Source organism: Chryseobacterium lathyri (genome assembly GCF_030812195.1).
GTDB lineage: Bacteria > Bacteroidota > Bacteroidia > Flavobacteriales > Weeksellaceae > Chryseobacterium > Chryseobacterium lathyri_A.
Map to the genome: position 1 here is coordinate 16,205 of NZ_JAUSSF010000001.1, position 16,943 is coordinate 33,147.

At 36.7% G+C, this 16,943-nt stretch carries 18 protein-coding genes; 14 read left to right on the forward strand and 4 right to left on the reverse strand.

What is annotated here, in order from left to right:
* Positions 1–90: 90 nt before the first annotated feature.
* Both J2T03_RS00080 and J2T03_RS00085 read right to left on the reverse strand, forming a co-directional pair.
* On the reverse strand, positions 91–252 hold the full coding sequence (locus tag J2T03_RS00080; RefSeq protein WP_307208726.1) for a bacteriocin-like protein: 162 nt from the start codon (positions 250–252) through the stop codon (positions 91–93).
* Between the two features lie 172 nt (positions 253–424).
* Positions 425–1,627 (reverse strand): aminopeptidase C, encoded by a 1,203-nt coding sequence (locus J2T03_RS00085; RefSeq protein ID WP_307208728.1) that lies wholly within the window; start codon positions 1,625–1,627, stop codon positions 425–427.
* A gap of 219 nt (positions 1,628–1,846) precedes the next feature.
* Between J2T03_RS00085 and J2T03_RS00090 the strand changes: the two genes are divergently transcribed.
* The 9 genes from J2T03_RS00090 to J2T03_RS00130 all read left to right on the forward strand — a co-directional run bounded on the left by J2T03_RS00090 (position 1,847) and on the right by J2T03_RS00130 (position 9,425).
* Positions 1,847–2,365 (forward strand): RNA polymerase sigma factor, encoded by a 519-nt coding sequence (locus J2T03_RS00090; RefSeq protein ID WP_306846294.1) that lies wholly within the window; start codon positions 1,847–1,849, stop codon positions 2,363–2,365.
* A gap of 11 nt (positions 2,366–2,376) precedes the next feature.
* Entirely contained in the window at positions 2,377–4,788 is a 2,412-nt protein-coding gene (locus tag J2T03_RS00095) for a vWA domain-containing protein (RefSeq protein ID WP_307208730.1), read from the forward strand.
* A 114-nt stretch (positions 4,789–4,902) separates the two neighbouring features.
* Complete coding sequence (locus tag J2T03_RS00100; RefSeq protein ID WP_307208732.1) at positions 4,903–5,406, forward strand: GbsR/MarR family transcriptional regulator; 504 nt, start codon at positions 4,903–4,905, stop codon at positions 5,404–5,406.
* Positions 5,407–5,597: 191 nt separating this feature from the next.
* Positions 5,598–5,954, forward strand: a complete 357-nt coding sequence (locus J2T03_RS00105) for a hypothetical protein (protein WP_307208734.1) — start codon at positions 5,598–5,600, stop codon at positions 5,952–5,954.
* Positions 5,955–5,959: 5 nt separating this feature from the next.
* On the forward strand, positions 5,960–6,772 hold the full coding sequence (locus J2T03_RS00110; protein ID WP_307208736.1) for a DCC1-like thiol-disulfide oxidoreductase family protein: 813 nt from the start codon (positions 5,960–5,962) through the stop codon (positions 6,770–6,772).
* 10 nt (positions 6,773–6,782) lie between these two features.
* Complete coding sequence (locus J2T03_RS00115; RefSeq protein WP_307208740.1) at positions 6,783–7,238, forward strand: SRPBCC family protein; 456 nt, start codon at positions 6,783–6,785, stop codon at positions 7,236–7,238.
* Between the two features lie 46 nt (positions 7,239–7,284).
* A complete protein-coding gene (locus J2T03_RS00120; RefSeq protein WP_307208742.1) occupies positions 7,285–7,989 on the forward strand; it encodes a YqjF family protein in 705 nt (234 codons plus the stop codon).
* A 103-nt stretch (positions 7,990–8,092) separates the two neighbouring features.
* The gene (locus J2T03_RS00125) at positions 8,093–8,992 is read left to right on the forward strand and encodes a TIGR01777 family oxidoreductase (protein ID WP_307208744.1); all 900 of its coding nucleotides are present in this window, start codon (positions 8,093–8,095) and stop codon (positions 8,990–8,992) included.
* A 172-nt stretch (positions 8,993–9,164) separates the two neighbouring features.
* Positions 9,165–9,425, forward strand: a complete 261-nt coding sequence (locus tag J2T03_RS00130) for a hypothetical protein (protein WP_306846286.1) — start codon at positions 9,165–9,167, stop codon at positions 9,423–9,425.
* Between the two features lie 121 nt (positions 9,426–9,546).
* Here the strand turns inward: J2T03_RS00130 and J2T03_RS00135 are convergent, their stop codons facing one another.
* Entirely contained in the window at positions 9,547–10,431 is an 885-nt protein-coding gene (locus J2T03_RS00135) for a hypothetical protein (RefSeq protein ID WP_307208745.1), read from the reverse strand.
* A gap of 277 nt (positions 10,432–10,708) precedes the next feature.
* On the opposite strand from J2T03_RS00135, the gene lpdA reads away from it, so the two are divergent.
* From lpdA to J2T03_RS00160, 5 genes are all read left to right on the forward strand, one after another.
* On the forward strand, positions 10,709–12,097 hold the full coding sequence (lpdA, locus tag J2T03_RS00140; RefSeq protein ID WP_307208747.1) for a dihydrolipoyl dehydrogenase: 1,389 nt from the start codon (positions 10,709–10,711) through the stop codon (positions 12,095–12,097).
* A 40-nt stretch (positions 12,098–12,137) separates the two neighbouring features.
* Entirely contained in the window at positions 12,138–12,752 is a 615-nt protein-coding gene (locus tag J2T03_RS00145; RefSeq protein WP_307208749.1) for a PH domain-containing protein, read from the forward strand.
* A gap of 56 nt (positions 12,753–12,808) precedes the next feature.
* Complete coding sequence (locus tag J2T03_RS00150; protein ID WP_307208750.1) at positions 12,809–13,393, forward strand: hypothetical protein; 585 nt, start codon at positions 12,809–12,811, stop codon at positions 13,391–13,393.
* A 76-nt stretch (positions 13,394–13,469) separates the two neighbouring features.
* Positions 13,470–15,410, forward strand: coding sequence for a S9 family peptidase (locus J2T03_RS00155; RefSeq protein ID WP_307208752.1), 1,941 nt, complete (start codon positions 13,470–13,472; stop codon positions 15,408–15,410).
* Between the two features lie 131 nt (positions 15,411–15,541).
* Positions 15,542–16,342, forward strand: coding sequence for a patatin-like phospholipase family protein (locus J2T03_RS00160; RefSeq protein WP_307208755.1), 801 nt, complete (start codon positions 15,542–15,544; stop codon positions 16,340–16,342).
* 131 nt (positions 16,343–16,473) lie between these two features.
* On the opposite strand, the gene J2T03_RS00165 is transcribed toward J2T03_RS00160, so the two are convergent.
* Positions 16,474–16,920 (reverse strand): hypothetical protein, encoded by a 447-nt coding sequence (locus tag J2T03_RS00165; RefSeq protein WP_307208757.1) that lies wholly within the window; start codon positions 16,918–16,920, stop codon positions 16,474–16,476.
* Between the last annotated feature and the right edge of the window lie 23 nt (positions 16,921–16,943).

The following is a 16,943-nucleotide window of genomic DNA, read 5'->3' on the forward strand; positions in this document are numbered from 1 at the left end:
ATATTTTTCTTTATTTTTATATTAAATTTTCACCTATTTATTTAAAGAAATCCGCTTTCAGAATTTCCTGAAAGCGGATTTTGATTGTTCTTAATCCGGACATTCCATAGTGTCTGAAATACATTTCCAGCGGGATGGAAAACCATTTGTCGGCGGAATATAGCATGCCGTTGTTCCTGTCGGACAGTCAGGCGCATTTCCACCATTGATTTTCTTTAGATCAGATTTTGCTAATTTTTTTAAATTTTTCATAGGGTAATAATTTGTTTGGAGAATAAAAGTATAATATTTTCACTAAATAGAGAAATTGTTATATAAATAAATCCTTTAACAATAAAACATAACCGCGCTCCAAATATTTGGAGCGCGGTTTTAACAGATTAAAATATCTAAATTACATAGTGACCGAAACAGTGACTATTTATTATAAACCGATGTTCTTTGTAGGTTTCAGCTGTTTAAGAATGTTTTTTGGGATGGCATTCTTATGAGCCAATATCGCTGTTGATTTGTATTCTACATACGGTCTTGTTACATAGAGATAACCTTCGAAATCATTGGTTACGCCCCAGGAATTTTTAACCATATAATATTCTTTACCAGTCTGGTCTTTTGCCAATCCTACGATGTGCATACCGTGGTCATCCGTTGTAGAAAGGTTGTTAAGCCCTTTCTGACGCATGTCTTCAGTAATGGTCTTATCTTTTTTAGGCTCAGTGAACAGAGTCTGCTTGTTGTCTGCAGTAATCTGGTTCAGATCCATATCCGGAACATAAGCTACCCCATTTTTGTAAGAGAAATAAGGTTCTGAAACGTCTGTTGCCCATCCCACAGAATATCCTTTGTTCACAGCGTTATCAATAATAGCTGTAAGATCTCTCATTGGAACATTCCAGTCAGAGTCATGGCTCCAGTTATCCGGGATCGGGACTACAAATTTCTGGTAATAAGGATAATCTTTATAAGAAGAGATCTCAATATAATCTTCAGGATTGATTCCTACAACTTCTTTAGCAAATGTTTTAGGAGTGTAATTTTTTCCTTCATAGGTAAAGTTAGCCGGAACTTTTCCAAGATATTCATCCAGAATGGCATCTACGGAATCCATCCAGTTATCTGTAAGCTGTGCTTTTGATCCTGCCTGAACAAGGCTGTCTAAAACAGGCTTTAATTTCCCCTGCATTTCCTTAAAGTTATTAAGGGTCTGTCCAGATTTTAATCCCGTATAAACATCCTGAGGTACGGCACCGTATTTTTTGTACATGTTTACAACATCATGCAGTTCACCGCCATCTCCCCAGCTGATGGCTCCGCTGTTCAGAACATATAATTTAGCTTTATCATGGTAAGAATTTCTTGCTGTGAAAATTTCAGCAAGATCTACAGGCTTTTTACCCATTCTCTGCATTTCAGATTCAAGAAAAGAATTCCCTGAATAGCTCCAGCAGGTTCCTGATGAACCTTGGTTCTTTACTGAAGTAGCCCCTACGTCTTTTAACGCTGTGAACTGAAAATTAGCATTTTGAGATTGATTGTTTTTTAATTTGTTGATCAAGTCATCTTGGGCAAACATCATACTTCCTGCAGACAAAACAAAAAGTAATGAGGCAATTTTGATATTTTTCATTACTATAAAAGATTATTTTTATGAATAGTCGTTCATATTAAAGATATGTTACAAAGGGAAAAGTTAAATTTGAAAGTAAGAAAACTGGATAAAAGTGAAAGCAAATTAGGATTATTTGTTACTCAGTTGATTAAGTATTTTACATTTTATCAAAAGAATATTTAAATGTTTCCAACCCAACCCAAAGTTTATGCATCTATTACAATATAAAGCCTGACTATGGAAAAAGAATTACTAATAGAATGCCAGCGTAACAGCCGTAGTGCCCAGCGGAAGGTGTACGAGAAAATGGCGGGCAGGCTGTACTCAGTCTGCAGACGCTATCTGAAAAACGATGAAGATATTGAAGAAGTGTTGGCCGATACTTTTTACAAAATATTCACCAAGATCACCCAGCTCCAGAATCTGGATACTTTTGAAGGATGGGCTAAAAAAATTGCAGTTAATGAATGCCTTCAGAAATTGAGGGCCACTAAAGCACAGTTTATCTCAATGGATGATGGTTTTGTAGAAACATCCGGAACCTTATCAGAAAGTATTTCATTTGAAAAGGATATTCTGAGCCTGCTGAACTTTCTTCCGGAGGGCTGCAGAGCAATTTTCAATCTGTTTGCCATTGAAGGATATCCGCATAAAGAAATTGCTTCCATGCTTTCGATAAGCGAAGGGACATCCAAATCCCAGCTCAATTTTGCAAGGAAAAAACTACAGGAACTCTTAGTCAATCAGAACATTTAAACTTTAGGAAAATGGAAAATAATCACGACATAGATAAAAGATTCAATGATGCTTCTAAGCTTTCAGAAGAGCCAGCTGTTTTTCAGGGTTTTGATAAAGTTTGGGCGAAGGTTGAAAAAAAATTAGATACCATAGAAGAGAAAAAGAGAATATTGCCTGCTTGGCTTCCTTATGGAGTTGCAGCTAGCCTAATTCTTGGTTTGGGAGCATTTTATTTTATCAGTAAAAATGGGACTCTTGAAAATTCAGCCCCTTTAATTGTAGAAAACAGTACTGAAGCGCATCCTGAAAAAAAGAATATTTATACAATTGACAGCACAGTTAAATCGAATATTGAAAAGGAAATTGAAATTTCAAAATCATCACAGAAACCCCTTTCTTTAACAAAAAATGAAGCTATTAAAGATCCAAATAGCAAGAGTAAAATCTTAGCCACTAATAAGAATGATGTTCCTGCTGCACCGGGGAGAGCTGGGCAGCGGAAGGACACTTTAAAAACTCAGAATATTGAAGAAGGTATTTTAGCAGGATTTACGCCTAAAAAAGTACAGAATTATACCTCAAGTGCCGTTAGCGTGCAGTCAAATTATATTGCATCAAATACTGTTTCCCAGTCCCTTCAGGGAAGAGTAGTGGGAGTTCAGATTCAGGCATACGGAACTAAGCGGAGAAAAAGTGATCAGATTGCCAATAAAATGAATGCAATCAATAATGGTCTTTCAGGTAATAATCAAATAAGTATAAGAGGTGCTGCAAGTCTGAAAAGTACAAACGAACCATTATTTGTGGTTAATGGTGAAATAGTGCAGCGTGATTATTTCAATGCATTGAATCCCAAAAAGATTGAAAGTGTGGAAGTTGTAAAAGGAACTGGTGCATCAGCATTGTACGGGAGCAGGGGAGCGAACGGAGTTATTGTAGTAAAGACGAAAAGGCTTTCCAGAAAAGAGAAAAGAAGGATGGAGGAAATACAGAAAACAATAACCCAATACAAACAGAATCCTGTTTCCGATAATGAAGGCTATGATGCATTTGAAGAAAATCCTTTTGAACTGACTAAAAGCCAGCCCTTGTCAACTTTTTCTATTGATGTGGATAATGCTGCTTATTCTAACATCAGAAGAATGATCAATAATGGCCAAACCGTAGATAAAAATGCGGTAAGGATTGAAGAAATGGTTAATTATTTTAAATACAGCTATCCTCAGCCGAAAAATAATGATCCGTTTTCCATTAATACAGAATACGGCAATGCACCCTGGAATCCTGCCCATAAGCTTTTAAAAATAGGTCTTCAGGGAAAGAATATTGCTATGGACAAAGTTCCTGCATCCAATCTTGTATTTCTGATCGATGTTTCGGGATCTATGAATGAACCGAATAAGCTTCCTCTTCTGAAATCTTCTTTCAAAGTACTGCTGGATCAGCTCAGGCCTGAAGATAAGGTTGGGATTGTAGTATATGCAGGCAGTGCAGGAATGGTTCTGCCATCAACTTCTGCCAGAGAGAAAGAAAAAATAGTTCTTGCACTGGACAATCTTCAGGCAGGAGGAAGTACGGCAGGCGGTGCTGGAATTGAGCTTGCCTATAAGCTGGCTCAGGAAAATTTTATTAAAAATGGCAACAACCGGGTAATTATAGCTACAGATGGAGATTTTAATGTCGGTGCCTCTTCCACGTCAGATGTTAAAACTTTAATTGAAGAAAAAAGAAAATCCGGGGTTTTTCTGACCTGTCTGGGTTTCGGAATGGGGAATTATAAAGATAATACGCTTGAAACACTTGCCGATAAGGGAAACGGTAATTATGCTTACATTGACAATCTTCAGGAGGCTAATAAATTTCTGGGAAAAGAGTTTGCGGGAAGTATCTACGCGATTGCAAAAGATGTTAAGATCCAGATTGAATTTAACCCTAAATATGTGAGCTCTTACCGTCTCATTGGATATGAAAACAGAAAACTGAGGAATGAAGACTTTACCAATGATAAAATTGATGCCGGAGAATTGGGAAGCGGGCATACGGTAACAGCTTTATATGAAGTGATTCCTGCTGGTGTGAAATCTGAGTTTCTGCCTGAAGAAAATAAACTGAAATATAACAGCACTTCCTCTTCTGGAGATTTTAATGAAGAATTGGCAACCATTAAATTCCGTTATAAGAAACCAGACGGAGATACCAGTTCTGAAATAGTACAGGTTGTGAAAAATACTGATCATTCAGTACTATCTGCAAGTCCTGATTTTAAATTTGCATCAGCTGTAGCCTGGTTTGGACTGGTCTTGAGAGATTCAAAATTAATAGGCAAAAAAGACCTTAATGATATTGAAACACTTGCCAGAGAAGGTAAAAGCAAAGATGAAGAAGGGTACAGATCCGAATTTATAAGATTGGTTGAAACGTACAAAACGATTCAAAAATAGATTTGAAACAGGCATTATACTAAATGTCTGTTTTATTTTAAATTTAATTTTCAAAAATTATTGAAAATTCGAAAAATATAATTACATTTGTTACAGAAATAAAATAGGAAAAAAATGAAATTTTCAGAAGCAAAAGAAAAATATATCCAGACGTGGGGAACATTTGCTACCAATTGGGGAATCAACCGTACGATGGCGCAGGTTCATGCATTGCTTCTTGCCAGTGGAAAACCACTTTCTACCGATGAGGTGATGGAGCAGCTGGAAATTTCAAGAGGGAATGCCAATATGAATCTGCGGGCTTTGATAGATTGGGGAATTGTAAGAAAAGAATTTATAAAAGGTGACCGTAAAGAATATTTCGTAGCAGAAAAAGATGTTTGGTACCTGTTTAAGCAAATCACGAAAGAACGAAGAAAGAGGGAAATAGAACCTGTAATTTCTTTCCTGGAAGAGCTAAAGAATATAGAAGACAATGATTCTCAGGAAGCGAAAGAATTTATAAAGCTTATGGATGATTTCAGTTCCGTAACCGGAAAGATCAATAATATTATGGATCTGGCAATTAAAAGTGATGATCACTGGCTGGTAGGAAAAATTACCAACCTGTTAAAATAGAAGAGGAGACAATCCTTTTTTATTTGAATTTAATTTTCAAAAATTACTGAAAATATAATATTTATAAGATGTTTAATAAAAAATACCTAAAGAATGAAAACACTCATCTTTAAGATCTGGATGTATATCACTTTCAGATCCAACAATAAAAGAACCCGTGGGGATTTCCTAACCTTTTAAAATAAATGATCATGAAAACATTTGCGAAATATGATTTCTATATTCAATTGGTAATCTTGGTTGCTGGAATTATAATCGAAAGTATAGGAGCATTTGGTGGAGCATTTTATTTTGTGGTAGGTATTCCACAGTTCGTTAGTTTTTTGATCAGAGCTTTTCAACCGGGAAAAAAATCTGTTTTATATACCATTTATGGGATTTTAATTCTACCAGTTTGGATCTCATTGTTGCTCGTATTCGGTCTGAAGGTACATCCAGACATCGCTGAATTGCTCTTGATTGTCTTAGTTGCCTCTTTATTTTACAGTCCGGTTATGGCCGTAATCTACATCTATGATAATTACAGACTTTACAAATCTTATAAATAATTGCGATGAAAACCTTAAAAAACCACACCCTGATCTACGACAATGAATGTCCTATGTGCAATATTTATTCTAAAGGTTTTACAAAACTTGGAATGCTTGATGAGAATGGGAGAGAAGCCTTTACGGAAATATCTGCGAACCATAAATCCATCATAGACTTCAACCGTGCAAAAAACGAGATTGCATTGATAGATCACAATAAAAATGAAGCTGTGTATGGATTGGACAGCCTTCTTCTGATTATTGGAAATTCCTTTCCACTGCTGGGAAAAATTGCCAGGATCAAACCTTTGTACTGGTTTTTCAAAAAATTGTATTCGTTTGTGTCTTACAACCGGAAACAGATCATTCCATCAGCAAAAGATGATACTGAACAGGCCTGTGTTCCTGATTTTAATTTGAAATACAGAGTGGCGTATATTGTGTTTGTGATTCTCTTTTCAGCTTACATGTTAAGTATATTTTCCGGAAAACTGGGATTTAACTTGAATCATAATTTTACAAGAGAATTGGGCATTTGCATCGGACAAATTATCTGGCAGACTGTATTTCTGAGAATCTATTTAAAAGATAAAATCTGGGATTATCTCGGAAATATGATGACAGTTTCTCTGATCGGAACGCTGCTTTTGATTCCTGCTTTACTGACCAATTTTTCACCTTCTTTTTATATCATTTACTTCGGAATTGTTGTATTGATGATGTTCCTGGAACATTTAAGACGATGCAGACTCCTGAAATTGAACTATCTTCCTACCATTTCATGGATCCTGTTCAGAATAACAGCTTTGGCATTTATTATTTGGCTTACCTTTTAAAATTAAAATAATGGCTACAATTTATTTAGAAACCCTCATCAAAGCAGACATTCATCAAGTTTTTGATCTGGCGAGAGATATTGACCTCCATCAAAAGTCAACACGAAAAACCAATGAAAAGGCAATAGCAGGAAGAATCTCCGGCCTTATTGAAGAAGGTGAAACTGTTACCTGGAAAGCAAAACATTTAGGAATCAACCAGACTTTAACCACAAAAATCATAAGCATGGAAAAACCATTTCGGTTTACCGATATAATGCTTAAAGGAGCATTTAAAACCATGAAACATCAACATATCTTCAAAAAGAAAAATGACAGCACATTAATGATCGATATCTTCGAATTTGAATCTCCACTGGGAATGATCGGAAGATTTTTTAATCACATTTTCCTTAAAGATTATATGAAAAATTTCTTACTGGAACGGAATGAATTAATTAAAAAAACCGCAGAAACAGTTAATTAATCCGAATAATCCGCATCCCAGACCAATCCCAAATAACCAACAAAAAATGAACTTCCTAAAAGCAGAATGGCAGAAACTGGCCATCATCAATTACGAAATAGATCCTGAAATTCTGGAGAAATATCTTCCTGAAGGCACGGAACTCGATTTCTATCACGGAAAATGCTATGTGAGTCTGGTTGGATTTATGTTTTTAAATACCAGATTGCTGGGTCTCTCAATTCCTTTTTACAGGAATTTCGAAGAAGTAAACCTCAGATTTTACGTTAAAAAGAAAGAAAAGAACACTTGGAAAAGAGGGGTGGTTTTTATCAAAGAGATTGTTCCCAAATACGCGCTAAGCTTTGTAGCCAATACATTTTATCAAGAAAATTATAAAACAATGCCAATGGACAACACCATCCAGGTGAATGATAATGAACTGACAGTCAGATATTCCTGGAAAGACAAAAGCTGGCATTCACTCCGGATCACAGCCGACTGTACTGCAAAGCCAATGGAAAATGATTCGGAATTTGAATTTATTACAGAACATTATTTCGGTTTCACCAAAAGAAAAAATAAAACCTCAGAATATGAAGTATGCCATCCGAAGTGGGATCATTATGAGATTAAAGACTATCAGCTGGATATAGAATTCAGCGCCCTTTATGGAAAAGAATTTGAGTTCCTGAATGAGCGTATGCCTGTTTCAGTAATGCTTGCAGAAGGTTCTGAAATTGAAGTGAATACAAAGAAATACATTATATGACTTTTAAAGCACTGACAAGAAGCAAAACGAAAAATAAATCTGCGTAATTAGCAAATCTGCGAACATATAGCAGAATAAAACACTACAACAAAAAACTCAAGCAATGAAAGTAATAATTGCCGGTGGAACCGGATTTCTCGGTGAAAGCCTTGAAAAATATTTTAGAGGAAAGAATGATCAGGTCTTTATTCTGACAAGAAGGCCAAAACGTGATAACGAAATATACTGGGATGCCAGGACATTAGGTGAATGGAAAAACAGCATTGACGGAGCTGATGTTCTGATTAATCTAACCGGTAAAACTGTAGACTGCAGGTATCACGAAAAAAATAAAAAAGAAATTTATACTTCAAGAATCTACAGTACTAGAATATTGCAACAGGCTGTTGATCAATGTGCCATTAAACCCAAAATCTGGCTGAACGCAGCTTCTGCAACCATTTATGTTCATTCAGAAACACAGCTCAATACAGAAGAAAACGGTATCATTGGAGACGATTTCTCTATGAATATCTGCAAAAGCTGGGAAAAAGAATTTTTCAAGATTGATAACAAAAATGTAAGAAAAGCAGCTTTGAGAACTTCTATTGTCTTAGGGAATAATGGCGGTGCTTTTCCAAAGCTTCGTACGATTACAAAATTTGGATTGGGTGGAAAACATGGGCGGGGAGAGCAAAAAGTAAGCTGGATCCATATTGATGATTTCTGTAAAGCTGTTGAATGGATCATTAACCATGAAGATGCATCTGGCCCTATCAATATTACTGCCCCCAATCCTGTCTCTAACGAAGATCTTATGAAAAAGATGAGAAAACATCTGAAAATTCCTTTTGGATTGAATGCTCCCGTATGGCAATTGGAAATAGCTTCTCTCTTTTTGAATACAGAAACCGAACTTTTACTCAAAAGCAGGAACGTTTATCCTGGAAAACTTACCAGAAACGGCTTCCGGTTCTCTTATCCGGAGCTCGATAATGCCCTGACTGATCTGCTGAATAACTAAGGACACAGTCAAACAGAGTGCGGGTATTCTGAAGTTAATGTGACCTTATCAACTGTGACCTGTAATAGGATTTGAAGATGATAAAAAATTATGGTATGATATATGTAATATTTACTTAAACCTGAATGAATTTAATTGAAGAATAATTAGATCATTTAAAAAAATAATTGTCATGAGAAAGTTTTTTATATCAGCACTATTGCTAGTAGGCCTATCAATGAGTGTTAATGCCCAGAAACGTCCTCCGGCTCCTCCACATCCATCCAAAAGTGAACTGATTAACATTAAATCGCGTGAGCTGGATAAAAGATACAATGAAGAAAAGAAACTGATCCTCAATCATCCACTTGCCACTAAAAAAATGAAGAGAGATCAGTTAAAGGCTTTAAACCAAAAATACCAAAGCCAGAAAAGATTGCTGAAAAAAATGTAATACGACAGTTCTACTAGTATAAAATTGAAATACCAGAAAGCCGTTTCACATCCTGTGAAACGGCTTTCTTTATTTTATTCTATAATTATTCAGTCTTTTTAGAATTTAGTCTTCATTCATTTTAGTATAATTTCCTGGCCAGTAGTAAGTTAAGAAGGAAGGTTCCGGTCCAGTTACTGTTATTCGATCCGTTACTTCCTATAAAGTCAATACGGGAAACAGAAACGGTAAGCCTGGTTTTTCCGCTGATATTCGCAAGACTTACAAAGGAGGTTGTAAAAATATCCGGAAAACTGGAATTGTTCCCTGCTGTTAAGATAGGATACATATTGGTAACATTGAAGGGCGTACCCTGATATTCATATACAATCATCATTCTGCTTGCATTGGAATAAGTGGATGTATGGGCATAGGTTGTAGACGTTTTACTAATAACCCACCATGCATCTGTGCCTGTTCCGGTATCATAGGCTGTTGTTGTATGGTTCGACCAGTCTGCTACAGGAGCCGTTCCATTGGCATGAGGAGGAATAGAAAGCTGTACCCCATAAATTTCTACATTGCTCGGTTTAGGGAGAACAGTAAAGGACAAATCCCAGGTTCCTCCGGTAGTATTGCTGTTGTTCACAACTTCAGCATATGCGCCTGTAGGAATCACAAAAGAAGCAACCGGAGTATTGTCTATTCTCAGAGTATTACCGCTGGATGCCTGAAGTGTAATACTGGATGCAGAGATATTCTTTATCTTATAAATTCTTCCCGTATAACTTGTTGTACCGGTTCCGATGACCGGAAGTGTAAAAGAAGCATTGGCTGCTCCGTTATACGTCAGATAGTGATCTGTAGCCGTAATAGTATAAGTGGTCGCGGTAATCTGCTTATAGTCTGCTCCCAGAGAGCCTGCAACAGCTAGAGTACTGTTAGGGGTAGACGTCTTAATACCAACCTGCGCGCTAAAGGTCAAACTCAATAAGAGAAAGAACGAAATAATATTCTTTGTTTTCATTATATGTTTATTTTTCTGTAAAAGTATAAAAAATATTATAAAATATTAATTTACAGATGATTGTTTCGCTTTTCAATATTTAAATTACATCCTGGAGATTTTATTTATACTGTCTGAACTTTAGATATTATTAATGATTTACTTAAAAAAGAGATTCAGAAAAATAACAAGTTGAACGGTAATCGGTAAATGAAGTTAGCTTTCAGTGAAATATGAAATAGTAGAACATATAACATCCAATATTTTTCCTTAAATTCGCATAAAAATTTTTAAAATAATGAACTACGATATCATTGTCATCGGAAGCGGTCCTGGCGGTTATGTTACAGCGATCAGAGCAGCACAATTGGGTTTCAAAACTGCAATTATCGAGAAAGAAAACTTAGGAGGTATCTGCCTGAACTGGGGATGTATTCCTACGAAAGCTTTACTGAAGTCTGCTCAGGTTTTTCATTATATCAACCATGCTGAAGACTATGGTCTGAATAAAGTGGAAGCCAGCTTTGAATTTCCAAATGTGATCCAGAGAAGCCGTGGCGTAGCCAGCAAAATGAGCAAAGGAATTGAATTCCTTATGAAGAAGAACAAGATCGACGTGATTCTTGGTACAGCTAAAGTTCAGAAAGATAAAAAAGTTTCTGTTACAGATAAAGACGGTAAAGTAACCGAATATGCAGCAGAGAACATCATTATCGCAACAGGAGCACGTTCAAGAGAACTTCCAAACCTTCCTCAGGATGGTAAAAAAGTAATCGGATACAGACAGGCATTATCTCTTCCTGAGCAGCCGAAATCTATGATCGTTGTAGGTTCTGGTGCTATTGGAGTAGAATTTGCCGATTTCTATAATACAATGGGAACTAAGGTGACGGTTGTAGAATTTATGCCGAACATCGTTCCTGTAGAAGATGAGGAAATTTCCAAGCATTTGGAAAAATCTCTTAAAAAGACAGGAATTGAGATCATGACCAACGCATCGGTTGAAAGCGTTGATACAAGCGGAGAAGGTGTTAAAGCGACTGTAAAAACAGCTAACGGAAACATTACTCTTGAAGCTGATATCTTACTTTCTGCTGTAGGTATTGCTGCCAATATCGAAAACATAGGATTGGAAGAAGTAGGTATCCAGACCGATAAAGGAAGAGTTTTAGTGAACGAATGGTACGAAACTTCTGTTCCCGGTTACTATGCGATCGGTGATATTATTCCTACTCAGGCTTTGGCACACGTTGCTTCTGCTGAGGGCATCACCTGCGTTGAGAAAATCAAGGGGATGCATGTTGAGAAGATCGACTACGGCAATATTCCTGGATGTACATACTGTCACCCTGAAGTAGCATCTGTAGGTCTTACAGAAAAGCAGGCTAAAGAAAAAGGATACGAGATCAAAGTAGGGAAGTTCCCTCTTTCCGCAAGTGGTAAAGCTACTGCTAACGGAAATACAGACGGTTTCATCAAAGTTATTTTTGATGCCAAATACGGTGAATGGTTAGGATGCCACATGATCGGGGAAGGAGTTACAGATATGGTTGCAGAAGCAGTAGTTGCCAGAAAACTGGAAACTACGGGTCATGAGATCATTAAATCTATTCACCCGCATCCAACGGTTTCTGAGGCGATTATGGAAGCAGCAGCAGCAGCTTACGGTGAAGTAATCCACATCTAAATCCTAAATCAATTTAATTAACTAATAACGCTATTCAAAGATGTTTAAAAAACTTGCTGCAGAAGCATTAGGCCTTGGCGATATTGGAAAGATCATTCCTTCTCAGGATTATGACAAAGTAGATTCCGATGATTATATTTTGTCCGAAGATAATGAGAAAATTTTCTTCCTAATCAAATCTAAAAGAGATGAATATTGCTTTACAAACAGAGCATTAATTCATATTGACGGAGCAAGTGCTCTGGATAAAAAAAGGATTTTAAAAAGATACGAATACTATCAGTTCCCTTTTTCCAACATAGCATTGCAGACTGCAGGAACCATTGACCTTGACGTGGAAATCTCATTCCATATCGGAAATGTTCCATTGATGATCAGTGTGAGTAAAGGCCAGATAGATCAGTTAAAAGACCTTTATAAAGCTCTTTTGGCAATCCAGCAGGAAGTGCACCACAATCAGTCGCTTTTAGGCTTCTCTGTAGACAGTCTTCAGAAAGCGATTACCACAGTGGCTGCAGGAAAACAGGAGAACGTATCCAAAAGCCAGGAACTGCAGAATGTTAATGAATATGTTTTCAACTGGTCAAAAAACAGTTTTGAAAGATACAACCAGAAAGACTTTTCAGCGATTTTTGAAAAGTATATTAATAACTAAAATATTAATAACTATATTTAAAGCTCAGATTTGTTCTGGGCTTTTTTTACGCAATTATGAAAAAGATAAATTTATTACTTCTTTTGCTTTGTTCTAATTTTTTATTTTCTCAGAAAGAAACATATTTTCCTGCAAAGTATGTTCTGAAAAATTCTAAAGACACCTTAAAAACAAAAATTCTGAATATTGGATTGTATGATAATGAAGAGTTTTCTCCGGCAACTTACATCAGGTATATCACAGTTTTGGATCCTTCAGGGAAAAAGCTGAAGGTGAATGAAAATGATATTAAATACCTGGAAATAAAGGATCTTAAAAAAGTTAAAAGAACATTTGTTAACTCAAAGTCCGTTCTTTCTAAAGATTCCGGGTTGCTTCAGGTGATGTATAGCGGAAATAAAACGCAATGGTACAGAAAGAGCTTCTACAACGGCCCGATCTATACCTACGAAACAAAAAATACGGATTATCTGATCATGCGGAAGAATAAAAGTATTAATGAAATATATTTTAGAGCACCGGGAGCAAAGGCGCAATTGAAGGAAATATTTGGAGCGTACCCTGATCTTTTACTATTGATAGACGGGATGGTTGAGGATAAAGATTTAATAAAAATCCTTGAACGGTACGATAAAAAGTAATATAGAGACTTTTATAAATAAATTAAACCATGGATGATGTCTGTGGTTTTTTGTAAATTCAGGGAAAAATTTAAGAATGAAAAACAAATATATTATTCTTGCTTTTCTGTTCACAGGGCTCCTGTATGCACAGACGAAAAACGATTTTGTAAGCCCCAATGAGAATCTTATTTCCGAAAATATCCTGCCTATTCCTAAAAACCTGAATCAGGCTATTAAAAAGTATTCTGAAAGCAGAAATGCAGGTATTGCAAGCATTCATCCTAATGGAAAAGAGATTATTGCTGTGACCCGTTTTGCATCTACCAATCAGCTTCATAAGATTTCTGTCCCAATGGGAGCAAGAAAACAGATTACATTCTTTGACGAACCTGTCGGAACAGCATCCTACGAGCCTGTAAAAGGAGACTACCTGATTTACACGAAAGATACGGGGGGAAATGAATTCGGGCAGCTTTTTAAGCTTGATCTGAAAACCTTGGAATCCAAACTTCTTACAGACGGCGGAAGATCCCAGAATGGCGGAGTAACCTGGAAAAAAGACGGTTCAGGATTTTATTTTTCATCCACTAAAAGAAACGGCGGCGACAGGGATATTTATTATATGAATCCTTTAAAACCTGAAGATACACAGCTGGTGCTGGAAGTAAAAGGCGGTGGCTGGGGAATCTCTGATCTTTCCGGGGACGGCAGAAAACTTCTGATTGCAGAATATGTTTCTGCTAATGATTCTTATCTCTATATATATGATCTGGAAACCAAAAAACTGGAACCTATTACCGACAGAAAGGAAAAAGGAGTGGTGCAGGATAATGCTTCTTTCAGTAAAAATCCTGACGAAATTTTCTATATCACAGACCGGGATAATGAATTCAGCAGATTGGCTCTCTTAAATTTAAAAACAAAAAAAAGCGAATATCTTACCTCTTCCATTTCCTGGGATGTAGAAAATTATAATCTTTCTGAAGATCAGTCTAAGCTGGCATTTGTAACAAACGAAAGCGGAATCAACAAGCTGTATATCCTTGATACAGCAACCAAAAAATATGTACCTGTAAGTCAGATTCCCACCGGTCTAATTGGTGGTGTGAAATTCTCCAACGACGGAAAATCCCTTTATTTTTCAAGATCCGCGGCCGATTCCGGAGCAGATGTTTATAGAATGGATATGGCCAGCCAGAACATAGAAAGATGGACGGAAAGTGAGCAGGGCGAAATGCAGCCTTCTGATATGTCTGTTCCAAAGCTTATAGAATGGAAAAGCTTTGACCAGATGAAGATCTCAGGCTTTTATTATCCTGCGGCTTCTAAATTTACAGGAAAAAGACCGGTGATTATTAATATACATGGCGGTCCGGAAGGCCAGTCTATGGCTTCCTCTATAGGATCTTCAAACTATTTTACCAATGAAATGGGAGTTGCCATGATTTATCCTAATGTAAGAGGTTCATCCGGATTTGGGAAAACATTTATTGCTGCCGATAACTGGTATTTAAGAATGAATTCCGTGAAAGATATTGGAGCTTTACTGGATTGGATTGCCAAGCAGCCTGAGCTGGATAAGGACAGAATTATGATCATGGGCGGAAGTTACGGAGGTTTTATGACCTTAGCCACAGCTTATGAGTATGCCGATAAGATCAGATGTTCCGTAGATATTGTGGGAATATCAGATTTTAATACTTTCCTTAAAAACACGGAAGAATACAGAAGAGACCTGAGAAGGGTGGAATATGGCGACGAAAGAATTCCTAAAATGGCTGAATTTTTCACGAAAATTGCCCCTCTGAATAACATTGACAGGATCAAAAAGCCAATGTTTATCATCCAGGGAACCAATGATCCAAGGGTTCCTGTCACTGAAGCTGTTCAGATGAGGGATAAATTGAAAGCACAGGGAAAAACAGTATGGTATCTGGAGGCTAAAAACGAAGGCCACGGATTTAGAAAGAAAGAAAATATAGATTTTCAGCGTCTTGCGGTGATCCGCTTTATGCAGGAATATCTGCTTAAATAATATCTTTTATGACAGACGTCCAAAATAATTTTTAACCGACTTTAATGGAATCAGACTGTTAAAATACTTCTAAATGCAATATTTATAAAATTTAACCCTATTTTCTCGTCCTCTTTTCTTAATTTTATTCTATGAATTTTGAGAGAACAGGGTTGGTTTTGTCAGGAGGTGGTACCAAAGGGATCGCCCATGCAGGAGTTTTAAAATTCTTGGAAGAAAAAAAAATAGATATTGATGTGCTGTCATGCTGCAGCGCTGGATCTATCGTGGGATGTTTGCATGCGGCGGGAAAAACACCGGACGAGATCCTGGAATTCTTCAATTCTGTATATTTCTTCAACTGGAAACATTTTACTTTCAACCAGCCGGGGTTGGTTTCTTCCGTGATTTTCAGAAATTATCTTAAGCCTATTTTTCATGATATGAAATTGGGAGATCTGAAAAAGGAAGTGAAAATTGTAGCCACAGAGCTGGTTTCGGGAACCCAGAAAATATTTGATGAAAACTTTGAAGTGGTGGATGCTATTATTGCATCATGTTCCATTCCGGGAGTTACAACGCCATACATCATTGGCGAAGAAATGTATTGCGATGGAGGCGTACTGAACAATTTTCCTGCAGATATCATCAGAGAAGAATGTGATAAACTGATCGGCGTTTTCGTATCTCCGCCACATGATATTGATATTAAAGACCTGAAATCCATTAAAGCCATTGTTTCCCGTTCCTACGACCTTCTTTCCTACAGGGTTGAAAAAGGAAAATTCGATTATTGTGACTGGTTTATTTCTTCCCAAAAACTTTCCTCTTACGGAACTTTTGAACGTAAAAAAGACCGGCTGGAAGAAATTTTTAACATAGGATATAAAGCTGCTGAAGAAAGCTATGAAACCAGCAGTTTCCATACACAGCTGAGACAGTTTGGTTCGTAATAGGCTTATATATACAATAAATTGAAATTATAAAAATCCCACAGATTACACAAATTCCACAGTGTACTGTTCCTGAAATAGTATAATCTGTAGGTTAGTAGGACATATAGGTTAAGCTTTATAATACTATTTTATTTCTTCACGACAAATCCGTCCTGGCGTACAATTTCCTGATCATTCTCATCATTCACGGTCAGGGTGTAAGGTGCTTTGGTAGCTGAATCAGTAAGGTAATTTCTCCAAATCTGATAGGTGTGACCCTTGTTTACAAAATTGAAATAGTAATTTCCTCCGGAACCATCCGGGATAAACTCACCGTCACTGATAATCATACTCGGCTTTGAAGTGAGCCTGGCATTGGCAGCCCAGGACTGGTAAAGATATTTTCCATTTGGCTGTTTGTCGATCCTGATTTTAAACTTTTTTGTTTTGATGATCACGGTTTTCGGGACTTGCTGAGAAGAGAGTATCTTGCTAGAAATACTAATAGAATTGGATACTGCTACCGGTTTCTCGATTGCGTAAGCTAAAGAAAACTGAGCTATACAAAAGGCTCCTAATAAAATTCTTTTGATCATTACAATTTGGGTTATTGGTTAGA